The organism is Streptomyces sp. NPDC058796, from assembly GCF_042745235.1.
In the GTDB taxonomy this organism is placed as follows: domain Bacteria; phylum Actinomycetota; class Actinomycetes; order Streptomycetales; family Streptomycetaceae; genus Streptomyces.
Window position 1 is genome coordinate 372540 of sequence record NZ_JBHYOP010000006.1, and the last position, 20512, is coordinate 393051.

Annotated in this window: 16 protein-coding genes; 5 read left to right on the forward strand and 11 right to left on the reverse strand. The window is 70.9% G+C overall.

What is annotated here, in order from left to right:
* Positions 1-13: 13 nt before the first annotated feature.
* Both ACFW47_RS18005 and ACFW47_RS18010 read right to left on the reverse strand, forming a co-directional pair.
* Complete coding sequence (locus tag ACFW47_RS18005) at positions 14-715, reverse strand: ribonuclease HII (RefSeq protein ID WP_386277038.1); 702 nt, start codon at positions 713-715, stop codon at positions 14-16.
* An 81-nt stretch (positions 716-796) separates the two neighbouring features.
* The gene (locus tag ACFW47_RS18010) at positions 797-1420 is read right to left on the reverse strand and encodes a TetR/AcrR family transcriptional regulator (protein ID WP_386277195.1); all 624 of its coding nucleotides are present in this window, start codon (positions 1418-1420) and stop codon (positions 797-799) included.
* A gap of 184 nt (positions 1421-1604) precedes the next feature.
* Here ACFW47_RS18010 and ACFW47_RS18015 point away from each other — a divergent pair, with 184 nt between their 5' ends.
* On the forward strand, positions 1605-3152 hold the full coding sequence (locus ACFW47_RS18015) for an MFS transporter (protein ID WP_386277197.1): 1548 nt from the start codon (positions 1605-1607) through the stop codon (positions 3150-3152).
* A gap of 288 nt (positions 3153-3440) precedes the next feature.
* On the opposite strand, the gene ACFW47_RS18020 is transcribed toward ACFW47_RS18015, so the two are convergent.
* From ACFW47_RS18020 to ACFW47_RS18030, 3 genes are all read right to left on the reverse strand, one after another.
* A complete protein-coding gene (locus tag ACFW47_RS18020) occupies positions 3441-4346 on the reverse strand; it encodes an ADP-ribosylglycohydrolase family protein (RefSeq protein WP_386277040.1) in 906 nt (301 codons plus the stop codon).
* Positions 4347-4358: 12 nt separating this feature from the next.
* On the reverse strand, positions 4359-5018 hold the full coding sequence (locus tag ACFW47_RS18025; RefSeq protein ID WP_386277042.1) for a histidine phosphatase family protein: 660 nt from the start codon (positions 5016-5018) through the stop codon (positions 4359-4361).
* 130 nt (positions 5019-5148) lie between these two features.
* Positions 5149-5754 (reverse strand): YdbC family protein, encoded by a 606-nt coding sequence (locus ACFW47_RS18030; protein ID WP_386277044.1) that lies wholly within the window; start codon positions 5752-5754, stop codon positions 5149-5151.
* A gap of 156 nt (positions 5755-5910) precedes the next feature.
* Here ACFW47_RS18030 and ACFW47_RS18035 point away from each other — a divergent pair, with 156 nt between their 5' ends.
* Positions 5911-6444, forward strand: a complete 534-nt coding sequence (locus ACFW47_RS18035; protein ID WP_386277046.1) for a TerD family protein — start codon at positions 5911-5913, stop codon at positions 6442-6444.
* Positions 6445-6510: 66 nt separating this feature from the next.
* Here the strand turns inward: ACFW47_RS18035 and ACFW47_RS18040 are convergent, their stop codons facing one another.
* Together ACFW47_RS18040 and nrdR are read right to left on the reverse strand one after the other, a co-directional pair.
* Complete coding sequence (locus ACFW47_RS18040; protein WP_386277048.1) at positions 6511-9414, reverse strand: vitamin B12-dependent ribonucleotide reductase; 2904 nt, start codon at positions 9412-9414, stop codon at positions 6511-6513.
* Between the two features lie 166 nt (positions 9415-9580).
* Entirely contained in the window at positions 9581-10135 is a 555-nt protein-coding gene (nrdR, locus tag ACFW47_RS18045) for a transcriptional regulator NrdR (RefSeq protein ID WP_386277050.1), read from the reverse strand.
* A gap of 596 nt (positions 10136-10731) precedes the next feature.
* On the opposite strand from nrdR, the gene lexA reads away from it, so the two are divergent.
* Positions 10732-11511, forward strand: coding sequence for a transcriptional repressor LexA (gene lexA, locus ACFW47_RS18050; protein WP_386277053.1), 780 nt, complete (start codon positions 10732-10734; stop codon positions 11509-11511).
* A gap of 131 nt (positions 11512-11642) precedes the next feature.
* Here lexA and ACFW47_RS18055 read toward each other — a convergent pair whose 3' ends face one another.
* The 4 genes from ACFW47_RS18055 to ACFW47_RS18070 all read right to left on the reverse strand — a co-directional run bounded on the left by ACFW47_RS18055 (position 11643) and on the right by ACFW47_RS18070 (position 17658).
* A complete protein-coding gene (locus ACFW47_RS18055; protein WP_386277055.1) occupies positions 11643-13625 on the reverse strand; it encodes an ATP-dependent DNA helicase in 1983 nt (660 codons plus the stop codon).
* A gap of 133 nt (positions 13626-13758) precedes the next feature.
* The gene (locus ACFW47_RS18060; protein ID WP_386306286.1) at positions 13759-14469 is read right to left on the reverse strand and encodes a GNAT family N-acetyltransferase; all 711 of its coding nucleotides are present in this window, start codon (positions 14467-14469) and stop codon (positions 13759-13761) included.
* Positions 14470-14521: 52 nt separating this feature from the next.
* Positions 14522-16441, reverse strand: coding sequence for an IucA/IucC family protein (locus tag ACFW47_RS18065; protein ID WP_386306288.1), 1920 nt, complete (start codon positions 16439-16441; stop codon positions 14522-14524).
* A gap of 41 nt (positions 16442-16482) precedes the next feature.
* Positions 16483-17658 (reverse strand): aminotransferase class III-fold pyridoxal phosphate-dependent enzyme, encoded by a 1176-nt coding sequence (locus tag ACFW47_RS18070; protein WP_386277061.1) that lies wholly within the window; start codon positions 17656-17658, stop codon positions 16483-16485.
* A 324-nt stretch (positions 17659-17982) separates the two neighbouring features.
* Between ACFW47_RS18070 and ACFW47_RS18075 the strand changes: the two genes are divergently transcribed.
* Complete coding sequence (locus ACFW47_RS18075) at positions 17983-19212, forward strand: trypsin-like serine peptidase (protein WP_386306290.1); 1230 nt, start codon at positions 17983-17985, stop codon at positions 19210-19212.
* A gap of 74 nt (positions 19213-19286) precedes the next feature.
* On the forward strand, positions 19287-20501 hold the full coding sequence (locus ACFW47_RS18080) for a trypsin-like serine peptidase (RefSeq protein WP_386277066.1): 1215 nt from the start codon (positions 19287-19289) through the stop codon (positions 20499-20501).
* Positions 20502-20512 lie beyond the last annotated feature (11 nt).

Consider the following 20512-nt stretch of genomic DNA (forward strand, 5'->3'; position numbering starts at 1 on the left):
GCGAGCGGAGCGGTCAGAAATCGAATCCGAGCTGGCCCTCGATTTCCGGAACGCTTCCATCCACCCAACTGCGGACCTTCTTGAGGTGCCGCCACTGGGGCAGCGCATCAAGATACGCCCACGACAACCGGTGGTGCGGGGTGGGCCCCCGCTCCTCCAGTGCGGCCTTGTGCACGGGAGACGGGTATCCGGCGTTGTCCGCGAAAGCGAAGTCTGCATGGTCGATACCCAGTTCGGCCATCATTTTGTCGCGCTGGACCTTAGCGAGCACCGAGGCGGCCGCGACAGCCACACAGGACTGGTCGCCCTTGATCACCGTACGGACCTTCCAGGGCGCCCCGAGGTAGTCGTGCTTGCCGTCGAGGATGACGGCGTCGGGGCGGATCGGCAGACCCTCCAGAGCGCGCACCGCCGCCAGTCGAAGCGCGGCGGTCATCCCCATGGCGTCGATCTCTTCCGGCGAGGCGTGCCCGAGGGCGTGAGACGTCACCCAGGTCCGCAGTTCCTCGGCGAGTTCGGTGCGCCGCTTGATGGTGAGCAGCTTGGAGTCGGTGAGGCCAACCGGGGGCCGTCGCAAGCCGGTAACCGCGGCACAGACCGTGACCGGCCCGGCCCACGCGCCGCGCCCCACCTCGTCGACACCGGCAATGATCTTCGCTCCGGTCGTGGCGCGGAGTGAGCGCTCGACTGTGTGGGTAGGCGGTTCGTAGGGCATGACGCCCTTAGCCTACGCCGCCCCGAACCGCCGGCGACACCCCGGTTCCCCAAACTGGCCTGGGTCCGTGCCGCCCGGGGATCAGGTGCCGTCGGGCCGCAGCAGCGGCACCATCATCCGGTCGATCATTTCCTCGATCTCCTGGTCCGTCCATTCGCTTCCACAAACCTTGGAGCGGTACATCATCATTGCCGGGATGGCGTCGAAGACGTATGCGTTCGCTGCGTCGCGTCGCACTTCACCCCGCTCTATTCCACGGGTGATGACCTCGCGGAGCATCGCGAGGGTCGGCTCGATCACTCCCTTGAAGATCACCGCATGGAAGCGTTCCGCCTGCACGCTGTCGCATTCGTGAATGACTGACCGCAAGGCGAATCCCGGGCGCGAGAACATCGCGTCGCGCGCTCTGCGACAGAGCGCCAGCAGGTCGTCGCGCACACTCCCCAGGTCCGGCACCGTGTCGAAGCGCGGCAGCCCGGACCGCAGCGCGTCCGCGACGAGGTCCTCCTTGGACGGCCAGCGGCGGTAGACGGCCGCCTTGCCGGTCTGCGCGCCGGCGGCCACGCCCTCCATCGTCAGACCGTTCCAGCCGACGGTTCCGAGCTGCTCCAGCGCGGCGTCGAGGATCGCACGTTCCAGGACAGCACCACGCCGACGGGAGGGCGTCGTCCGGGCGGAGGCGGCCCCCCAGCGTGAAGCAACCATGTCGAAGGTCTCCAATGAGCGGGGACAACGGGTTTTCGGGGACGCAGAGCGCGCCGGGCGGCCACAGCGGGGGACGGACCGCACGACAGCCCAACAAGTGAACGCTTGCGTTCACTGTCCGGGAGTCACTAACGTTGAAGCAACAGTGAACGCGAGCGTTCACTAAATCGTTCGTGGGGGACACATAGTGACAACCTCTCTGATACCGGACCAGAAGCCGGGAGCTGCCCGCCGGGAGGGGCGCCCCGGCATCGCGCTCACGGTCATCGCGGCCTGCCAACTCATGGTGGTACTCGACGCGACGATTGTGAACATCGCCCTCCCGCACATTCAAGAAGCGCTCAGCTTCAGCACCACCGACCTCACCTGGGTCGTCAGCGCCTACACGCTCACCTTCGGCGGTCTGCTGCTGCTCGGCGGCCGGGCCGGTGACATCCTCGGCCGGCGCCGGGTCTTCATGACCGGCATCCTGCTGTTCACCTTCGCCTCGCTGCTCGGTGGCTTCGCCCAGGAACCCTGGCAGCTGCTGGCGGCTCGCGTCCTGCAGGGTGTGGGAGGCGCGATCGCGTCGCCCACGTCGCTGGCCCTCATCACCACCACCTTCCCCGAAGGACCGGAACGCAACCGGGCCTTCGGTGTCTTCGCTGCAGTGTCGGCGGGCGGTGGCGCCATCGGTCTGCTGGCGGGCGGCATGCTCACCGAGTGGCTCGACTGGCGCTGGGTCCTCTTCGTCAACGTGCCCATCGGCGTACTGATCGCCGTGCTCACCCCGCTGTACATCAACGAGTCCGAACGGCACTCCGGCCGTTTCGACATAGCCGGGGCGGTGACCTCGACGGCGGGTATGGCGTCCCTCGTCTACGGCTTCATCCGCGCCGCGGACGAGGGCTGGCGGGACAACCTGACCATCGGCTCCTTCGCGGCCGCCGTGGTCCTGCTGCTGGCCTTCGTGTTCATCGAGCGACGGGCCAAGGAGCCGATCACCCCGCTGAGGATGTTCGCCGACCGCAACCGCTCCGGCACGTACGTGATCATGCTGAGCCTGGCCGCGGCGATGTTCGGCATGTTCTTCTACATCGTGCTGTTCGTGCAGAACGTGCTGGGCTACACCCCCATCGAAGCCGGCCTGGCCTTCCTGCCGGTCACGGTGGTGATCGCGCTGGGTGCGGGCCTGTCCCAGCGGTTCCTGCCGGTCTTCGGCCCCAAGCCGTTCATGATCGCGGGCTCGACGCTCGCCGCGATCGGCCTCGGCTGGCAGGCCCTGATCAGCTCCGACAGCTCGTACGTCGGCGGCGTCCTCGGCCCGATGCTGATCTTCGGGTTCGGCATGGGGCTGAACTTCGTGACGCTGACACTGACCGCCGTCTCCGGGGTCGCCCCGCACGAGGCGGGCGCCGCGTCCGGTCTGCTCAACACGATGCAGCAGGTGGGCGGATCGATCGGTCTCGCCATCCTGACGACGGTCTTCGGCACGGCCAGCAGGAACGAGGCGGAGAAGCAGGTGCCGGACTTCCTCGCCGACGGCTCGGCGGAGCAGAAGGCGGAGTTCGCCCGGACACAGCAGCTGCCGGCACCCTGGGGGCACGACGTGCTGGCCCAGGGCATCTCGGCGGCCTTCGTCCCGGCCGCGGCCATGGCCGTCCTCGCCCTGGCCACGGCGTGGCTGGTGATCCGGGTACGCAGGAGCGACCTGGAGGCCCTGTCCGGCTCGGCCGGTCCGGGGATCGGCTGACTCCGGGGTACCGGCGGCCGGGCGGATCGCATCGGCGGGCGGCACGCCTGCCCCCCGATGCCCGGCCGGCCGGTGCCAGCCCGGTCCGCCCCCTCCCGCCCGCACGCCAGACCGCGCGCGGAACACCGAGAGCGGCAGCGCGACGAGCGGCATCCACAGCGCTTCCATCTCCCCCGCTTCCCCCTTCTCCGGCATCCCGGCCCCGTACGAGGCTGCCTGGCCTCGCACGGCGGATGTCATGAGAACGGACAGCGGTCACGCAGAGTTCCCGGCATGCACGGAGCGTGGCTACGGGGTCGTGGACATCCACCCGGGCAGAGCCTCGACCCGCTCCGCCCAGCCGGCCGGCGGAGCACCCGCCTCGCCCGCGGCGACCACGCCGCCCACGATGGCGCACGTGGTGTCCACGTCCCCGCCGACCTGGGCGGTCGTCCAGAAGGCACGCTCGTAGTCCCCGAGGGCCCGCGCGGCCGACCAGAGGGCGAAGGGAACGGTGTCGTGGGCGGTGGTACGCCTGCCGCAGCCCAGTACGGCCGCGACGGTCGCGGCATCGCCGTAGTCGAGCATGTCCCGGGCACGTCGCAGCCCGGCGGCGACCGCGCTCTTCGGCACCAGCGCGATCACGCCGTCCAGGAGCGCGTGCGCGGTGGGAGACCCGCCGGGGTCCGCGGCCAGCGCGGCGGCAGCGGCGACCGCCATGGCACCGACCACCGCCTCACGGTGCTGATGCGTGGGGTAGGCGGAGATCTCCGCCTGGTGGGTGGCCTGTTCCGGGTCGTCCGCGTACCAGGCACCCAACGGGGCGATGCGCATCGCCGCACCGTTGCCCCAGGATCCCTGGCCGTTGAACAGCGCGGCGGCGAGCTCCCGCCAGTCACCGCCCTCGCGGACCAGGCGCAGCAGCCGGTTGACCGCGGGACCGTAGCCGCGGTCGAAGTCGTGGTGGTGGGCGAAGGAGTGGGCCAGCGCGTCCTGGTCGATGCGGTGGTGGGTGGCCAGGACGGAGACCACGGAACAGGCCATTTCCGTGTCGTCCGTCCACTGCCAGGTGCCGGGCGGCAGCGCACGGTCCTTGAGCAGCGGGTAGTTGGCGGGCACGAAGAACTGTGATCCCAGCGCGTCCCCCACCGACAGTCCGCGCAGGCTGGAGAGGGCGCGGTCCAGGCGCCCGTCGGGAGTTGAATGAGCGGTCATCGCCTCGCCACTCTATCCGGTGGTCCCGTACGGTTCCGGATCTCGCCAGCGTTCGAAGGGCCGGTCAAGGCTGTACTTGCCGTCCTCACCGAGAACGAGCATCCGCATCTCGCCGTTCCCGGGGTTCGACAGCGACTCGAACTCCGCGACCGTCCAGTGGAACCACCGCATGCAGAACAGCCGCATGGCCAGACCGTGGGTGACCAGGAGCACGTTCGGCGGATGGTCGGGGTCCTCGAAACTGCGGAACAGGCTCTCCAGGAAGCCACCGACCCGGTCGTACACGTCGGCACCGGACTCGCCCTGGGCGAAGCGGTAGAAGAAGTGGCCGTAGGCGTCCCGGTAGGCCTTCTGCAGGCGCACGTCGTCACGGTCCTGCCAGTTCCCCCAGTCCTGCTCACGCAGCCGGGGCTCCTCCCGGATCCGTATCAGCCCAGGATCCAGGTGGAAGGCGTGCAGCGTCTGGTGCGTGCGGCGGTACGGGGAGACGTACACGCTGACCCGCTCACGGCCGAACACCTCGCGCAGCGCCTTCCCGGTCTCCTCCGCCTGCGCCCGGCCCTGCTCGGTGAGGGCGAGGGCGTGATCGGGTTCGCGCTCGTACACGGAGTCGTCGACGTTGCCGGTCGACTCGCCGTGCCGGACCAGAACGATGCGCCGTGGTCGTGCCATGCCTTGAACCCTAGATCGAGACGGGCGGAATTGAGCACTCGAGGGGGCCCCGTACGGCGTACGTCACATACTTCTCACACCTGGTGTCGTCACGGCTCGCACGTCGTCACCGGGGGTGCCGGCCGTACCCTCAGACGGTCCAGGAGGGTTCCAGCCGCACGATGTCCCCCGTCAGCGCCGCGATGTCGGCCTCCGTCTGGGCGCGCAGGGCGAGCCGCTCCACCCGCTCGGTGCGGTACTTGCCGTGCTCGGCGGCCGACCGCCACATGGACAGCACCAGGTACTCGTTCCCCGGCGCTTCGCCGAACATCCCGCGGATCATGCCGGGCGAGCCGGCCATCGCCGGGTTCCAGACCTTCTCCTGCATGAGGACGTAGTGCTCGGCCCGCTCCTCGTGCACGCGGCAGAGCGCCACCCGCAGCAGGTCGGCGTCCGCGAAGCGGGGTTCGAATCCGGTTTTCACGTCGAAGCGGTGGTCGAAGAGCCTGACCTGCGCGTCCTTGAAGGTGCCCGCCTGGGCCGAGGCGAGCCGGTCGTGGGAGCGGGCCATGAAGGAGTCGTAGAAGGCACGGCTCTCCCAGAAGGCGAAGACGTGCGCCACGTCCGGTCGTCCCCGGCTCCAGCCGCCCCCCTGCCCCCGAAAACCCGGCTCCCCCGGAAGCCCCGCCCACTTTCGCTGCCCCCGCTCGAACCCCCGGCGGTCCACCACGGTGCAGCGAATCCACTTGACCAGCACCGCGCCATCGTAAGGCCAGGAACGTGGCACCGGTCACTGTCCGGCGGACCGCTTGCCCGCACCGGCGTCGCCGTGCGTGGCAGGATGGACAACCGGCCGTCACCGCTCGGCAGTTGAGGTGGCCGGGCAGGGGCGGGGACCTGGAAGGGGAAGTCTGTGAACGGCCTCAGCAAAGGCATGGGCAAGGTCGAGGTCGCGCTGCGGTGGGATCCGAACCCGGCGGGGCAGCCACCCGCCGACCTGGATGTCGTCGCCGGGACCTACTTGGCCGACGACCCGTACGGTGCTCCCGCCTACGTGGTGCACCACGACAGCCGCTCCCCCGACGGCACCATCTATCTCAACCGGGACAGCCAGGACGGCAAGGGCTTCGGCTTCGACGAGGTCATGATCCTGGAGCTGGAGCGGCTCGACGCACGGTACGCGCGCGTGGTGGTCGGGGTCGCGATCCAGCAGCGCACCGAGGGCCGGACCTTCGGTGACGTGACCAACCCGGGCCTGCGCATCCGGGAGGGCTACACCGACCTGGCCACGGACGACTTCGGCGGAGTCCTGGGCGCGACCGCGGCGACGGTCGCGGAGTTCGTGCGGGGCGAGACGGGGGCGTGGGAGTTCCGGGCCGGCGTGCACGGCTTCGAGGGCGACCCCGCGGCCTTCGCCGCCACCATGGGCGCGATGCGCCGGTCCTGACGGCGCTGTGCATGTGTAAGGGGCGTCCACCGGGGTGGACGCCCCTTACACATCGCGCACTACAGGTCAGCTGCAGCCGCTCGTCGAGCCGCAGCCCTCGCAGATGTAGCAGGAACCGGCGCGCTGCATCTTCGTACCGCAGGAGAAGCACAGCGGGGCGTCGGCCTGGATGCCCAGCTGCATCTCCACCAGCTCGGCGCTGGTGTGCGCCTGCTGCGGAGCGGGCTTGGCCGCCTCGACCTCGGCCTTCGGCGTGACGACGGCCTTCAGCTCCTGGGCGCGCGGCGCCGACTGGGCCAGGCCCTCGACGTCGAGCTCGTCGTCGGACGGCTCGTACGAACCGGTCTCCAGGTGGCGCTGGCGCTCCTCGGCGGAGTGGATGCCGAGCGCGGACCGCGTCTCGAAGGGCAGGAAGTCCAGCGCCAGGCGGCGGAAGATGTAGTCGACGATCGACTGCGCCATCCGCACGTCCGGGTCGTCCGTCATGCCGGCCGGCTCGAAGCGCATGTTGGTGAACTTCGAGACATACGTCTCCAGCGGAACGCCGTACTGGAGGCCGACGGAGACCGCGATGGAGAAGGCGTCCATCATGCCCGCGAGGGTCGAGCCCTGCTTGGACATCTTCAGGAAGACCTCGCCGAGACCGTCGTCCGGGTAGGAGTTGGCGGTCATGTAGCCCTCGGCGCCGCCGACGGTGAAGGACGTGGTGATGCCGGGGCGTCCCTTCGGCAGGCGCTTGCGGACCGGGCGGTACTCGACGACCTTCTCGACCGTCTCGCGGATGGCCGCCTCGGTCTTCTCGGTGATCTCCGCCTTCTCCGTGTCCTTGACCGACTTGCTCTTGGCGGAGAGAGGCTGGCCGACCTTGCAGTTGTCGCGGTAGATGGCGAGCGCCTTGACGCCCATCTTCCACGCCTCGAAGTAGACCTCTTCGACGTCCTCGACGGTCGCCGACTCCGGCAGGTTGACCGTCTTGGACAGGGCACCGGAGATCCACGGCTGGATGGCGGCCATCATGCGGACGTGGCCCATCGCGGAGATGGAGCGCTCGCCCATGGCGCAGTCGAACACCTCGTAGTGCTCGTGCTTGAGGCCGGGGGCGTCGATCACGTTGCCGTGCTCGGCGATGTGGGCGACGATCGCCTCGATCTGCTCCTCCTGGTAGCCCAGGCGGCGCAGGGCCTGCGGGACGGTGCCGTTGACGATCTGCATCGAGCCGCCGCCGACCAGCTTCTTGAACTTGACCAGGGCGAGGTCGGGCTCGAGGCCGGTGGTGTCGCAGGACATCGCGAGACCGATGGTGCCGGTCGGGGCGATGACGGACGCCTGGGAGTTGCGGAAGCCGTTCTTCTCACCGAGGCGCAGCACGTCCTGCCAGGCCTCCGTGGCGGCGGCCCAGACCGGCGTGTCCAGGTCGTCCATGCGGACGGCCTTGGCGTTCTCGTCGGCGTGCTGCTTCATGACCCTCAGGTGCGGCTGCGCGTTGCGGGCGTAGCCGTCGTACGGGCCGACGATCGCGGCCAGTTCGGCGGAGCGCCTGTACGACGTGCCGGTCATCAGGGAGGTGATGGCGCCGGCCAGGGCGCGGCCGCCGTCGGAGTCGTACGCGTGGCCGGTCGCCATCAGCAGGGCGCCGAGGTTGGCGTAGCCGATGCCGAGCTGGCGGAAAGCGCGGGTGTTCTCGCCGATCTTCTGCGTCGGGAAGTCCGCGAAGCAGATGGAGATGTCCATCGCGGTGATGACGAGCTCGACGACCTTCGAGAAGCGCTCGACGTCGAAGGACTGGTTGCCCTTGCCGTCGTCCTTCAGGAACTTCATCAGGTTCAGCGAGGCGAGGTTGCAGGACGTGTTGTCCAGGTGCATGTACTCGCTGCAGGGGTTCGAGCCGTTGATGCGGCCGGACTCCGGGCAGGTGTGCCAGTGGTTGATGGTGTCGTCGTACTGGATGCCCGGGTCGGCGCAGGCCCAGGCGGCCTCGGCCATCTTGCGGAAGAGCGCCTTGGCGTCGACCTCCTCGATGACCTCGCCGGTCATGCGGGACGTGAGGCCGAACTTGCCGCCGTCCTGCACGGCCTTCATGAACGTGTCGTTCACGCGGACCGAGTTGTTGGCGTTCTGGTACTGGACGGACGTGATGTCGTCGCCGCCCAGGTCCATGTCGAAGCCCGCGTCGCGCAGGGCGCGGATCTTCTCCTCCTCCTTGACCTTGGTCTGGATGAAGTCCTCGATGTCGGGGTGGTCGACGTCGAGGATGACCATCTTCGCGGCGCGGCGGGTGGCACCACCGGACTTGATGGTGCCGGCGGAGGCGTCGGCGCCGCGCATGAAGGAGACCGGGCCGGAGGCGTTGCCGCCGGAGGAGAGCAGCTCCTTGGAGGAGCGGATGCGGGACAGGTTCAGGCCGGCGCCCGAGCCGCCCTTGAAGATCATGCCCTCTTCCTTGTACCAGTCGAGGATCGACTCCATGGAGTCGTCGACGGACAGGATGAAGCAGGCGGAGACCTGCTGCGGCTGGGGCGTGCCGACGTTGAACCAGACCGGGCTGTTGAAGCTGAAGATCTGGTGCAGGAGGGCGTAGGCCAGCTCGTGCTCGAAGATCTCGGCGTCGGCGGGCGAGGCGAAGTACTTGTGGTCCTCACCGGCCTTCCGGTACGTCTTCACGATGCGGTCGATGAGCTGCTTCAGGCTCACCTCGCGCTGCGGGGTGCCGACGGCGCCCCGGAAGTACTTGCTGGTGACGATGTTGACCGCGTTCACCGACCAGAATTCGGGGAACTCGACGCCACGCTGCTCGAAGTTGACCGAGCCGTCGCGCCAGTTGGTCATGACGACGTCACGACGCTCCCAGGCCACCTCGTCGTAGGGGTGGACGCCGGGAGTGGTGTGGACGCGCTCGACGCGGAGTCCCTTGCCCGCCTTGGTGGCCTTGGCGCGGGAACTCCGTGCCGGACCGCTCGCCGTCTCTGTCATGCCGCCTCCCTGTACGGGCGAAAACGCCCTGAAGTGCCCCGATTGTTCCCGTGGCACGGTGTTCTGTCTGGTGTCGCGGGCGTCTCTCGCTCCGCCCGCGACAGGTCTTCTCATTCGCCGCCGACCGGCCGGGCCCGGGCGCCGAAGTCCGGGTCCGGCCCGCCGGTCAGTCGGCGGCGCCTGCGGGCTCGGGGACCTGTGCCGCCCCCGTGGACCCGCGGTCGTTCTCCTGGCTCCCCGCACCGGCGTCGCCGTCGCCGTCCGCGCCGGGACGCCCAGTCGCCGCCCTGAGCTCCGCGATCGCCGCCTCGAAGTCGTCGAGCGAGTCGAACGCCCGGTAGACGGAGGCGAATCGCAGATAGGCGACCAGATCGAGTTCCTGCAGTGGGCCGAGGATGGCCAGCCCCACGTCGTGGGTGGTCAGCTCGGCACTTCCGGTGGCCCGCACCGCCTCTTCGACCCGCTGGCCGAGCTGCGCGAGCGCGTCCTCGGTGACGGGCCGGCCCTGGCAGGCCTTGCGCACGCCGTTGATCACCTTGGTGCGGCTGAACGGTTCGGTGACCCCGGACCGCTTCACCACCATGAGCGAGCACGTCTCCACGGTCGTGAAACGACGGGAGCAGTCGGGACACTGGCGGCGCCTGCGGATCGACGTGCCGTCGTCGGTGGTGCGGCTGTCGACGACACGACTGTCGGGGTGCCTGCAGAAGGGGCAGTGCATGAACTCCGAACCCTCCTCACAGCAGACCCAATAGCCACGAAGGACCTTTCAGGCCCCTCGAAGCAGCCCCAAGCATAGGCGATCGCGGCGGGCTCGAAGACCCGGGGGACCACAACTTGTGGGCTGCTCCCGCAATCCAACCACTAGATGTGGGGATTGGCTCATACATACACGCCCTGCACGCGTGTCGCGCCGACCCGCACGGACCCGCACGGGCGCGACGACCCCGCGGCCGTACACACGCACCTGCGCGCACACGCACACACATGCACACGCACGGCCGTATCCGGCGAGGGCATGCGGAGATACCGTGGCCGCCACGGGGAGGGGGCGTGGGACTACCGCACAGATGGAGGGACCCGCACCGTCGAACGGGATGCCGGATGGCAGACTGGAGCGACATCCCCGAGGTTGTCACCACGGCGGTGAAGAGTACAGCAATGAGCGCTTTTGTCCGTCGGGCATCGCGGTAGCCATACACCCAGACACGCAATACAGGCGAGCGATTCGCGTTTTTTCACTCGAACGTGTGTTTGGCGCAACCTTTCGAAAGCTACTACCGTTGGGCAGCAGGGAGACCATCGAGAGGGGCCGACGTGACCACCACCGCCGACAGTGCCGCCATCACTGCCCAGGACCGCCCCCAGGGCCGACCTGAGCCGATGCACGCGATGAGCGACGCCGCGAGTCCAGAGGCGCACAAGCGCTCCCTGCCGGGCCGACCTCCCGGCATCCGGGCGGACAGCTCGGGACTGACCGACCGGCAACGCAGGGTGATCGAAGTCATCCGCGACTCCGTGCAGCGGCGCGGCTACCCCCCGTCGATGCGCGAGATCGGCCAGGCCGTCGGCCTTTCCAGTACCTCATCCGTCGCGCACCAGCTGATGGCACTCGAGCGCAAGGGTTTCCTGCGTCGCGACCCGCACCGCCCGCGCGCCTACGAGGTTCGCGGCTCCGACCAGGCCGCCCCCGTGCAGCCCACGGACACCGCCGGCAAGCCCGCCGCGTCGTACGTGCCGCTCGTCGGACGCATCGCCGCCGGTGGCCCGATCCTCGCCGAGGAGTCCGTCGAGGACGTCTTCCCTCTGCCCCGGCAGCTGGTCGGCGACGGCGAGCTGTTCGTCCTGAAGGTCGTCGGCGACTCGATGATCGAGGCCGCCATCTGTGACGGCGACTGGGTCACGGTCCGCCGCCAGCCGGTCGCCGAGAACGGCGACATCGTGGCCGCGATGCTCGACGGTGAAGCCACCGTCAAGCGCTTCAAGCGGGAGGACGGCCACGTGTGGCTGCTCCCGCACAACGCGGCGTACGAGCCGATCCCGGGTGACGACGCGACCATCCTCGGCAAGGTGGTGGCCGTACTGCGTCGCGTCTGAGCGCCACGGCGGGCGGGTACGCGAGACAGCGACCCGCCGACCCGACCGGGCCCCGGAACCTCTGCGCCGGTTCCGGGGCCCCGCGCTGTGCGGGCGCCCGTCCGGCCTCCGCACAGCGCACGGCCCGGTACTCAGTCGCCCTCCGACTCCGTCCGCCGGGCCGCCGCGTCGATCGCGGCGAGCGACTTGCGGACCTGATTGCGGTCCGTGGTGAACCAGAAGTCGGGCAGTGAGGCCTTCAGATAGCTCCCGTACCGCGCCGTGGCCAGTCGCTGGTCCAGTACGGCGACCACACCGCGGTCGCCCGACGCCCGTACGAGACGCCCCGCGCCCTGCGCCATCAGCAGCGCGGCGTGCGTGGCGGCGACCGCCATGAAGCCGTTGCCGCCGGCCTCCTCCACCGCCTTCTGGCGGGCGCTCATCAAGGGGTCGTCCGGCCGCGGGAACGGGATCTTGTCCATCACGACCAGCTGACAGCTCGGCCCGGGGACGTCCACGCCCTGCCAGAGCGACAGCGTGCCGAAGAGACAGGTCTCCGGGTCGGCGGCGAAGTTCTTGATCAGCTCGCCGAGCGTCTCCTCGCCCTGGAGCAGGATCGGGTACTCCGGGATGCGGGAGCGCAGCTCCTCGGCGGCCAGCTGGGCCGCACGCATCGAGGAGAACAGGCCCAGCGTGCGTCCGCCGGCCGCCTGGATCAGCTCGGTGAGCTCGTCGAGCATGTCACCGCGGTCACCGTCCCGGGCGGGGCGGGCCAGGTGTTTGGCGACGTACAGGATGCCCTGCTTGGGGTAGTCGAAGGGCGAGCCGACGTCGACGCCCTTCCACTGGGGCACGTCCTCGCCCTCGGTGCCCTCGGGGGCGAGGCCCAGTGAGGCCCCGACGCCGTTGAAGTCGCCCCCCAGCTTCAGGGTGGCGGAGGTCAGGATGACCGAGCGGTCCGCGAAGAGCTTCTCCCGCAGCAGGCCCGCCACGGACATGGGGGCGACGCGCAGGGAGGCGCCGAAGCGGTCGTGCCGCTCGTACCAGACGACGTCCCACTCGGAGCCGTTCGTGATGCGCTCCGCCACGTCGTGCACGGACTCCACGGAGGCGAGTGCCTGCTTGCGCACGGCGTCCTCGTCCTGCACGGACTTGTCCCGGGTCGCGCCGATCGCGGAGATGACCGTACGGCAGGCGTCACGCAGCGCCATCAGCGCGTAGCCGAGGTCCTCCGGGATCTCCTCCAGGCGGCCGGGCAGCGCCAGCTCCATCAGCCGCTCGAAGCCCTCGGCGGCGGTCTGGAGCTGGTCGGCGGCCTTCTCGTTGACCAGCTTCGCGGCCCGGCGCACCGCCCGGTTGACCTGGCCGGGGGTCAGTTCACCGGTGGCGACCCCGGTGACCCGGGAGACCAGTTCGTGTGCCTCGTCGACGATCAGCACCTCGTGCTGCGGCAGGACCGGGGCGCCCTCGATGGCGTCGATGGCGAGGAGGGCGTGGTTGGTGACGACGACCTCGGACAGCTTGGCGCGCTCCCGGGCCATCTCGGCGAAGCACTCCGCGCCGTACGCGCACTTCGAGGCGCCCAGACACTCCCGGGAGGACACCGAGACCTGCGACCAGGCCCGGTCGGAGACGCCGGGCGTCAGGTCGTCGCGGTCGCCGGTCTCGGTCTCGTCCGCCCAGTCGCGCATCCGCAGCAGGTCCTGGCCCAGCCTGCTGGTGGGCGCGGCGGCCTCGAACTGGTCGAAGAGACCCTCCTCCTCGTCCTGCGGCACTCCCTCGTGGAGCCGGTGCAGACACAGGTAGTTCGACCGGCCCTTGAGCATCGCGAACTCCGGGCGGCGGCGCAGCTGCGGGTGGAGCGCGTCGACCGTGCGGGGCAGGTCGCGCTCGACCAGCTGGCGCTGCAGGGCCAGGGTCGCCGTGGCCACGACGACCCGCTGCCCCTGGGCCAGCGCGGGCACCAGGTACCCCAGCGACTTGCCGGTGCCGGTGCCGGCCTGGACCAGCAGATGGGAGCCGCCGTCGATGGCTTCCTCGACGGCTTCGGCCATGGCCACCTGGCCGGGACGCTCCGTACCGCCGACGGCGGTGACGGCGGCGTGCAGGAGTTCGGGGAGAGAGGGCTTCGTCATAGCGCGACCACCCTACGGCCCGGGACTGACAAACGGGTGCGGAAGGCGGCTGCGAGGGGCGGGTGGGGCGGTGGGGACGGCGGCGGCACGGGTGGCTCCTGGGCGGAATGGTCGGCGAGCGGGCTGCGCGGCGTTACGGCACCTCCCGCGGGGACCGGTCGCGGATCATCAGGGCGGCACGCTTGGCGGGCAGGTCGATCTCGCCGGACAACCGGAAGCCGGCGCCGAGGAACGCGGCAACGGACGGACGGTTGCGGACGTCGGGTTCGGCGAGCACGCGCGTGCAGGCGGGCCGCCTGCCGAGGACGAGCTCGGCGACGGCCCTGATCAGGGCGGTCCCGATGCCCCGGCCGCGGTCGGCGGCATCGCCGATCAGCAGGTGGAGGCCGGTGTCGTGCGGTCGTACGGGAAAGTACCGGGCCAGCGGGTCGAGGTCGGCGCGGTACAGCTCCCAGTAGCTCATCGGCACCCCCTCCAGCAGGCCGAGGCACGGGACGCTGCGGCCGTCACCGGCCAGCTGGGCCCGTACGTGGTCCTCGGTCACACGCTGCGGTCCGGTCAGCTCCCAGAACTCGGCGACGGCGGGGTCGTTCATCCAGCGGCCGATGAGCGGCAGGTCCCGCTCGGCGTGGACGGGCACCAGGTGGAACTCGCCCGCCGCGGTGGCGACCGGGCCCCAGTCGGTGACGCGGTCGAGCAGGTCGCCGCCGGTCCGCCGGGGCGGCGTCTCGTCGGGCGCGCGCCTCCCGTCCTTCTCCTTCCCGTCCTTCCCGATGAGGGCGATGAACTCCGCGGGCAGGTGCAGGTCCAGGGTGTCGTCGGCGCTCGCGTCGGTGGAAGTCACGGTGTCGCTCTTTCGGGGGACGGGGACGAGGAGGGGAGGCGCAACGGCTTGCTCAGGCGTGCAGCGGGTTGGCGATGGTGACGTAGACGGACTGGGTGTCCACCGGCCCGACCAGCTCGTCGAGGCCCTGCAACCGGGTGAGCAGGTTGGCCTTGCAGCGGAGTACGGGCGAGTCGAGGAGCAGTGCGGGCAACGGACTGCCCAGTGGGCCGGGACCGGAGGCGGCGTCTTCGAGGAAGAGGCGGAAGGCCGCGAGCAGCAGTCGTTCGTCGGCGAGTCGCTGGGAGCCGAAGGCGCCGATGAGGCCGAACACGTTGTTGATGGCGAGGTAGTACGCGAAGCGTTCGTCGGTGACCTGGTCGGCGACGAACGTGTCGCTGTGCTCACCGATGCCGGGCAGCCGGGCGTCGAGTTCCGCGCGGCGCGACTCGCGGAAGTAGTAGCCCTGGTTGTCGCGGTAGCGGCCGCCGGCGGGCCAGCCGTCTGCGTCCAACAGGAGCAGCGTGTTCTGCTGGTGCGCCTCCAGGGCGATCCCGGCGTGGGCGTCCAGCCACAGGACGGGCCGCACGACGTGGTGGAGGTACCGCAGGAACCACTCGGCGGCGACCGCGTCGCGGGCACGGCCGGTCCGCCCCGCCACCCGGGTGACGAGCTCGGCCAGCCGGGAACGCGGGACGCGGGTGGTGGGCCCGTCGCGGCCGGCCGGCCGGGGCGCGACGAGACCCGCCACGCAGCAGACGTCGTCCGAGGGCCGGAACGGGTTGTGCCGCACAACGACGTCGAGTCCTCGGACGGGCCTGCCGTCCGGTCCGTCGACGGCGAGCCAGGCCGGGTCCCGGACGATGTCGAAGCACGGATGGGCGGCCCGCCACTGAACGGACAGGCCCCTGCGCAGCAGACGGTGCACCTCGACGCCGCGGTGGAGTTCCTTGCGGAGGTTCTCCCGGCGTGAGTTGGTGATGTGCAGGGCCAGGGAGAGCTTGAGCATGGCGGGGGCGCCGGTGCGGTGGACGGTCCGCAGGGAGGAGGTGGGGTACCAGGGGACGCCCTGGACGCCGAGGTCCCTGAGCAGCCCCGCGTCCAGCAGTGCCTCGGTCTCCGGCCGGTGCCGTACGGCGCGGAACTGCCAGGGGTGCAGGGGCAGGACGGCGTGTCCGTCCGGCGGTGCCGCCCCGTTGCCGAGGAGGCGCGCGGTGAGCCGGGGCGCGGCGACCGGGCGGCCCCCTTCCGTCCACGCGGAGTCGGTGGCGAGGACGGAGGGGGCGACGGCCAACCAGTGCAGGGGGAAGGCGCCGCGCAGTTCGGGTGCGTACTGCCGCGCTTCCGCCTCGGTGAGGCCCTCCCGGCTCTTCGGCGCGGGGTGCAGCGGATGGCCGAGGACGAGGGCTTGTTCGGCGGCGAGGAAGAGGTCCGGGGCGGCAAGGGTGCCCGCGGTGTCGCGGGCGCCGGGGGCGTGCGTCGGGCCCTTCGGCCGTTCGCGGAGGATCGCGGCGGTACGACGGACGGAGTCCGCGACGCGGGCCACGAGGTCGGTTCCGTCGGCCTCCCGGCCGTCGGCCCTCTCCCGTGCGAGCAGCGCGGCGACGGTGACGGCGTCGACGGGTGGGGCCGAGGCGGGCGCGTCGGCCAGGCGCGGGAGGCCGAAGCGGTGCCATCCCGTCGGCGACCAGTAGAGGACGGGAACGGCCAGGGCGGTACCGCTCGACGGCAGCGGTACGTCGAGGTCGCCGTTGTCGGGAGCACGGGCGTCGGTCTCGCGCGCCCAGCAGCGCAGCAGGTTCTCCACGGCCGCGGCCTGCGCCTCGGCGTACGGGTCCGGACCGCTTGACGCGTCGGCGGGGGTCGCGGGCGCGGGAACGACGCCGGAAGCCGGCCCGGAGGAGGACAGGGCGCCGGAGGGCGTCGCGTGGGCGGCGGCGGACGGACCGGCGTCCGTGGTGGCGGCCGGTTCCGGTGGGGGGGTGGTGTGCAACGCGGTTCCTCGTGACGTGCGGGGGCCTGGGCTGCGGGTCGCTACAGCCGGCGTGCGGCGTGCACCCCGTGCGGTGGGGCGTGACCGCTCGGGCCGCGCTGCACCGCCTGCACCGCGTCGGCGAGGCGGTCCAGCACCGCCGACATCTGCTCCTCGGTGACGATCAGCGGCGGCAGCAGTCGTACGACGTTCCCGGACGGGCCCGCGAGGTCGACGATCAGTCCTCGGCGCAGGCACTCCCGCTGGACGGCGGCGGCGGCATTGAGGCGGGTGCCGCGCGGGGCGGCGTCGGCCGTACCGTCCGGTGCCGTCAGCTCGATGCCGATCATCAGACCGAGCCCCCGCACGTCGCCCACGCACGGGAAGTCATCCGCCAGGCCGCGCAGCCGGGCCAGCGTCCGGCCGCCCAGGGCCGCGGCGTGTTCGGCGAGACCGTGCTCGCGGACGTGGGCGAGAGTGGCGGCGCCCGCGGCCATGGCGAGCTGATTGCCGCGGAACGCGCTCCCCTCTTCCGTGTGCAGGTCGTCGCGGTACACCACGGCGGCGAGGGGCAGTCCGCCGCCGATGGCCTTGGAGAGGACCAGGACGTCGGGGACGACACCGCTGTGTCCGACCGCCCAGAAGGCCCCGGTCCGCCCGACACCGGTCTCGGTCTCGTCGACGATCAGCGGAACGGACCGCTCGGCCGTGCCGTGGCGCAGGCGGCGCAGCACGGCGTCCGGTGTGGGGAGCACGCCGTCCCGGCCCCGGACCGGTTCCAGGAGCATTCCGGCGGGCAGCGCCTCTCCCGGCCTCGGGTCGGCGAGACCGGTCCCGGCCGCCCGGTCCGCGTCGGTGGAGTGGATCACCCGGGTTCGGCCGGTGGCCGCACGGACCAGTCCGGCGGCGGTGGCGACCGGGTTCTTCCCGGCCGGATCGCAGAACCGCACCCGCGCGCGGTCGGCCAGTCCGGGCGGCAACGTACGCATCAGTTCGGTGACGAAGGCCTCCTCGACCGGAGTGGTGAGGCCGGCGACCTGCAAGGGGGCGCCCGCGTCCAGGACTTCGCGGATCGCCCGCAGGGCGACCGGGTGGTTGTGCCCCAGCGGCAGAGCCCCCGCCCCGGACACACAGTCGAGGTAACGGCGGCCGTCGGCGCCCTCGATGGTGAGCCCCCGGGCCCGGACCGGTACGACCGGAAGGACGCTCGCCCCGGTGCGTGCCGCGGCGTCGCGCACCGGCCCGCGTCCCGGAGCACACTCCCGCGCGGTTCCCCTGCGTACTGCGCTCTTCGCCACGGCTGCGACCTCCCGCTGTCCCCGCGCGTCCGGCTCGCCGGCCGCTCTCGGCACGGGGGCCGCGCCCGGACAGCGGGCCCCCCACCGCTACAACCGCGGACGGTCGGCCGGGTTACGGGTGATCGTCCGGCTCCTCGCCGCAACGGGCGTTCCAGGTCAGGCCGCTTGTGTCCGAACCGTTGCCGTACCGTCGGAACTCCCCCACAGCGACCGCATAGTGTGTGGCCCGTTCTTATGCAGTTCACACCAGGGGGAGTCACCACCATGCGATCCATACGGCCGTCGTTCACCACGCGCGGACACGAGCGCGGGCGGCGCAGGACCTCCCCCGCACCGATCGCCGTCGCGCTCGTCTCGGCGCTCGCGCTCACCGCCACCGCGTGTGAGTCCGGCGACCCCGAGGCGGGCGGCGACGCCTCGGCCTCCGCGTCCGCCGCGGACGCGGGCAACGGCGAGATCCGGATCCCGGACCACATCAAGGACAAGCTCAAGGAACACGGCATCGACGTCGACAAGTGGCGGGACGGCGCCTGGAAGGACTGGAGCAAGGACGACTGGCTGCGCGAGGCGCAGGACTTCGTCAACCCGATCATCGAGGACCTGTGGGACCCGGACCGGATGCGGGACGCCGAGGAGCCGGACCAGGAGGTCGACGAGAACGACCTCACGGGTGACCAGGGCGTCACCGACCCGGAGCCGGCGCCCGTCCAGGCGGCGGCCGTGCCGCCGAAGTACCACGACAGCGCCGCCACGGCCGGCAAGCTGCTCTTCGACTCGCCCAAGGGCTCGATGGTCTGCTCGGCCACCGTCGTGAAGGACCCGGCCAACCCCGGCAAGTCGAACCTGGTGTGGACCGCGGGACACTGCGTGCACGCCGGCAAGAACGGCGGCTGGTACCGCAACATCGCCTTCGTGCCGTCGTACAACGACGCGGGCATGTCGACCGAGGAACTGCAGAACGCCACCAAGGAGGACGTCGCTCCCTACGGCGTCTGGTGGGGCGACTGGGCGCAGACCTCGGACCAGTGGATCGAGCAGGGCGGAGCGACCGGTGGCGACGGTGCCTCGTACGACTTCGCCGTCATCCATGTGACGCCGGAGAAGGGCGGCGACGGCAGGTCGCTGGAGGAGACGGTCGGTGCGGCGCTTCCGGTCGACTTCGACGCGCCCGCCGTGCCGGAGATCGAGAGCATGAAGGCGATCGGCTACCCGGCCGCCCCGCCGTACGACGGTCAGAAGCTGTTCCAGTGCGAGGACAAGCCCGGACGGCTGTCGATCAGCGCCTCGGACCCGACGATGTACCGCATCGGATGCACCATGACCGGCGGTTCCTCCGGCGGCGGCTGGGTCGCGAACGGTTCCGACGGCGAGCCGGCGCTGGTGTCCAACACCTCGATCGGCCCGGTGACGGCGGGCTGGCTGGCCGGTCCGCGGCTGGGCGAGGAGGCCAAGGGCGTGTTCGACGCGGTGAGCGGCAAGTTCGCCGGTCAGTGAGCGCGGGCTGAGCGCGGCACTCGACGACATCTGCACGTTCCACAACCACACGTTCCAACGGGGGTCGATCCACCATGCGTTCCGTACCCATGCCCGCCGCGCCACGTCGGCGGCGCACCGTCCTCGCCGCCACCGGCCTGGTCACCGCCCTGGCGCTGACCGCCACCGCGTGCGGCGGTTCGGAGAAGGACGAGGCCGACGCGAAGCCCAGCGGCGGCACTTCCCAGGCGGCCGGCACCGGCGACACCGGTGGCGGCGGGGTCCAGCTCCCGGGCGATCTCGCGGACCGGCTCAAGGAGCACGGCATCGACGTCGACCGGTGGAAGGACGGCGGCTGGAAGGACTGGGACAAGGACAAGTGGCTCAGTGAGGCCAAGGACTTCGTCAATCCGGTGATCGAGGGCCTGTGGAAGCCGGACCGGATGCGGTCCGCGAAGGAGGCCGACAAGACGGTCACCACCAAGGACACCGCCGCCGACCGGGGCGCCACCGATCCGGAGCCGGCACCCGTCGAGGCCGTGGCCGAGAAGACGCCGTACCACGACAACGCGGCGCCGGTCGGCAAGGTGTTCTTCGACTCCCCCGAGGGGTCGATGGTCTGCTCCGGCACCGTCATCAAGGACGTGAACAACCCGGGCAAGTCCAATCTGGTGTGGACCGCGGGACACTGCGTGCACGCCGGCGGCAGCGGCGGCTGGTACCGCAACATCGCCTTCGTGCCCTCGTACAACGACCTCGGCAAGTCCGAGGCGGAGCTGGCGGGCGCGACGACCACCGAGATGGCCCCGTACGGCACCTGGTGGGCCGACTGGGCCTCGACGTCGAACCAGTGGATCCAGGGCGGCGCGGAGGACGGCGGTGACGGCGCCGCGCACGACTACTCCGTGCTGCACGTGAAGCCGGAGCAGGGCAGCAAGTCCCTGGAGGAGACGGTCGGCGCGGCGCTGGAGGTGGACTTCTCCGCACCCTCCGCGACCGAGGTCAACAGCATGGGCGCCTGGGGTTACCCGGCGGCCCCGCCGTACAACGGCCTGAAGATGTTCAAGTGCGTCGACCGGCCCGGCCGGCTGTCGCTGAGCCCGTCGCTGCCCACTATGTACCGCATCGGCTGCACCATGACCGGCGGTTCCTCCGGCGGTGGCTGGTTCCGGGTGGTGGACGGCGAGACGAAGCTGGTCTCGAACACGTCGATCGGCCCGCTCGACAACACCTGGCTGGCGGGCCCGCAGCTCGGCCCGGAGGCCGAGGCGATGTACCAGAACATGAGCCGGGCGTACGGCGGGCAGTGACCCGCGGCGAG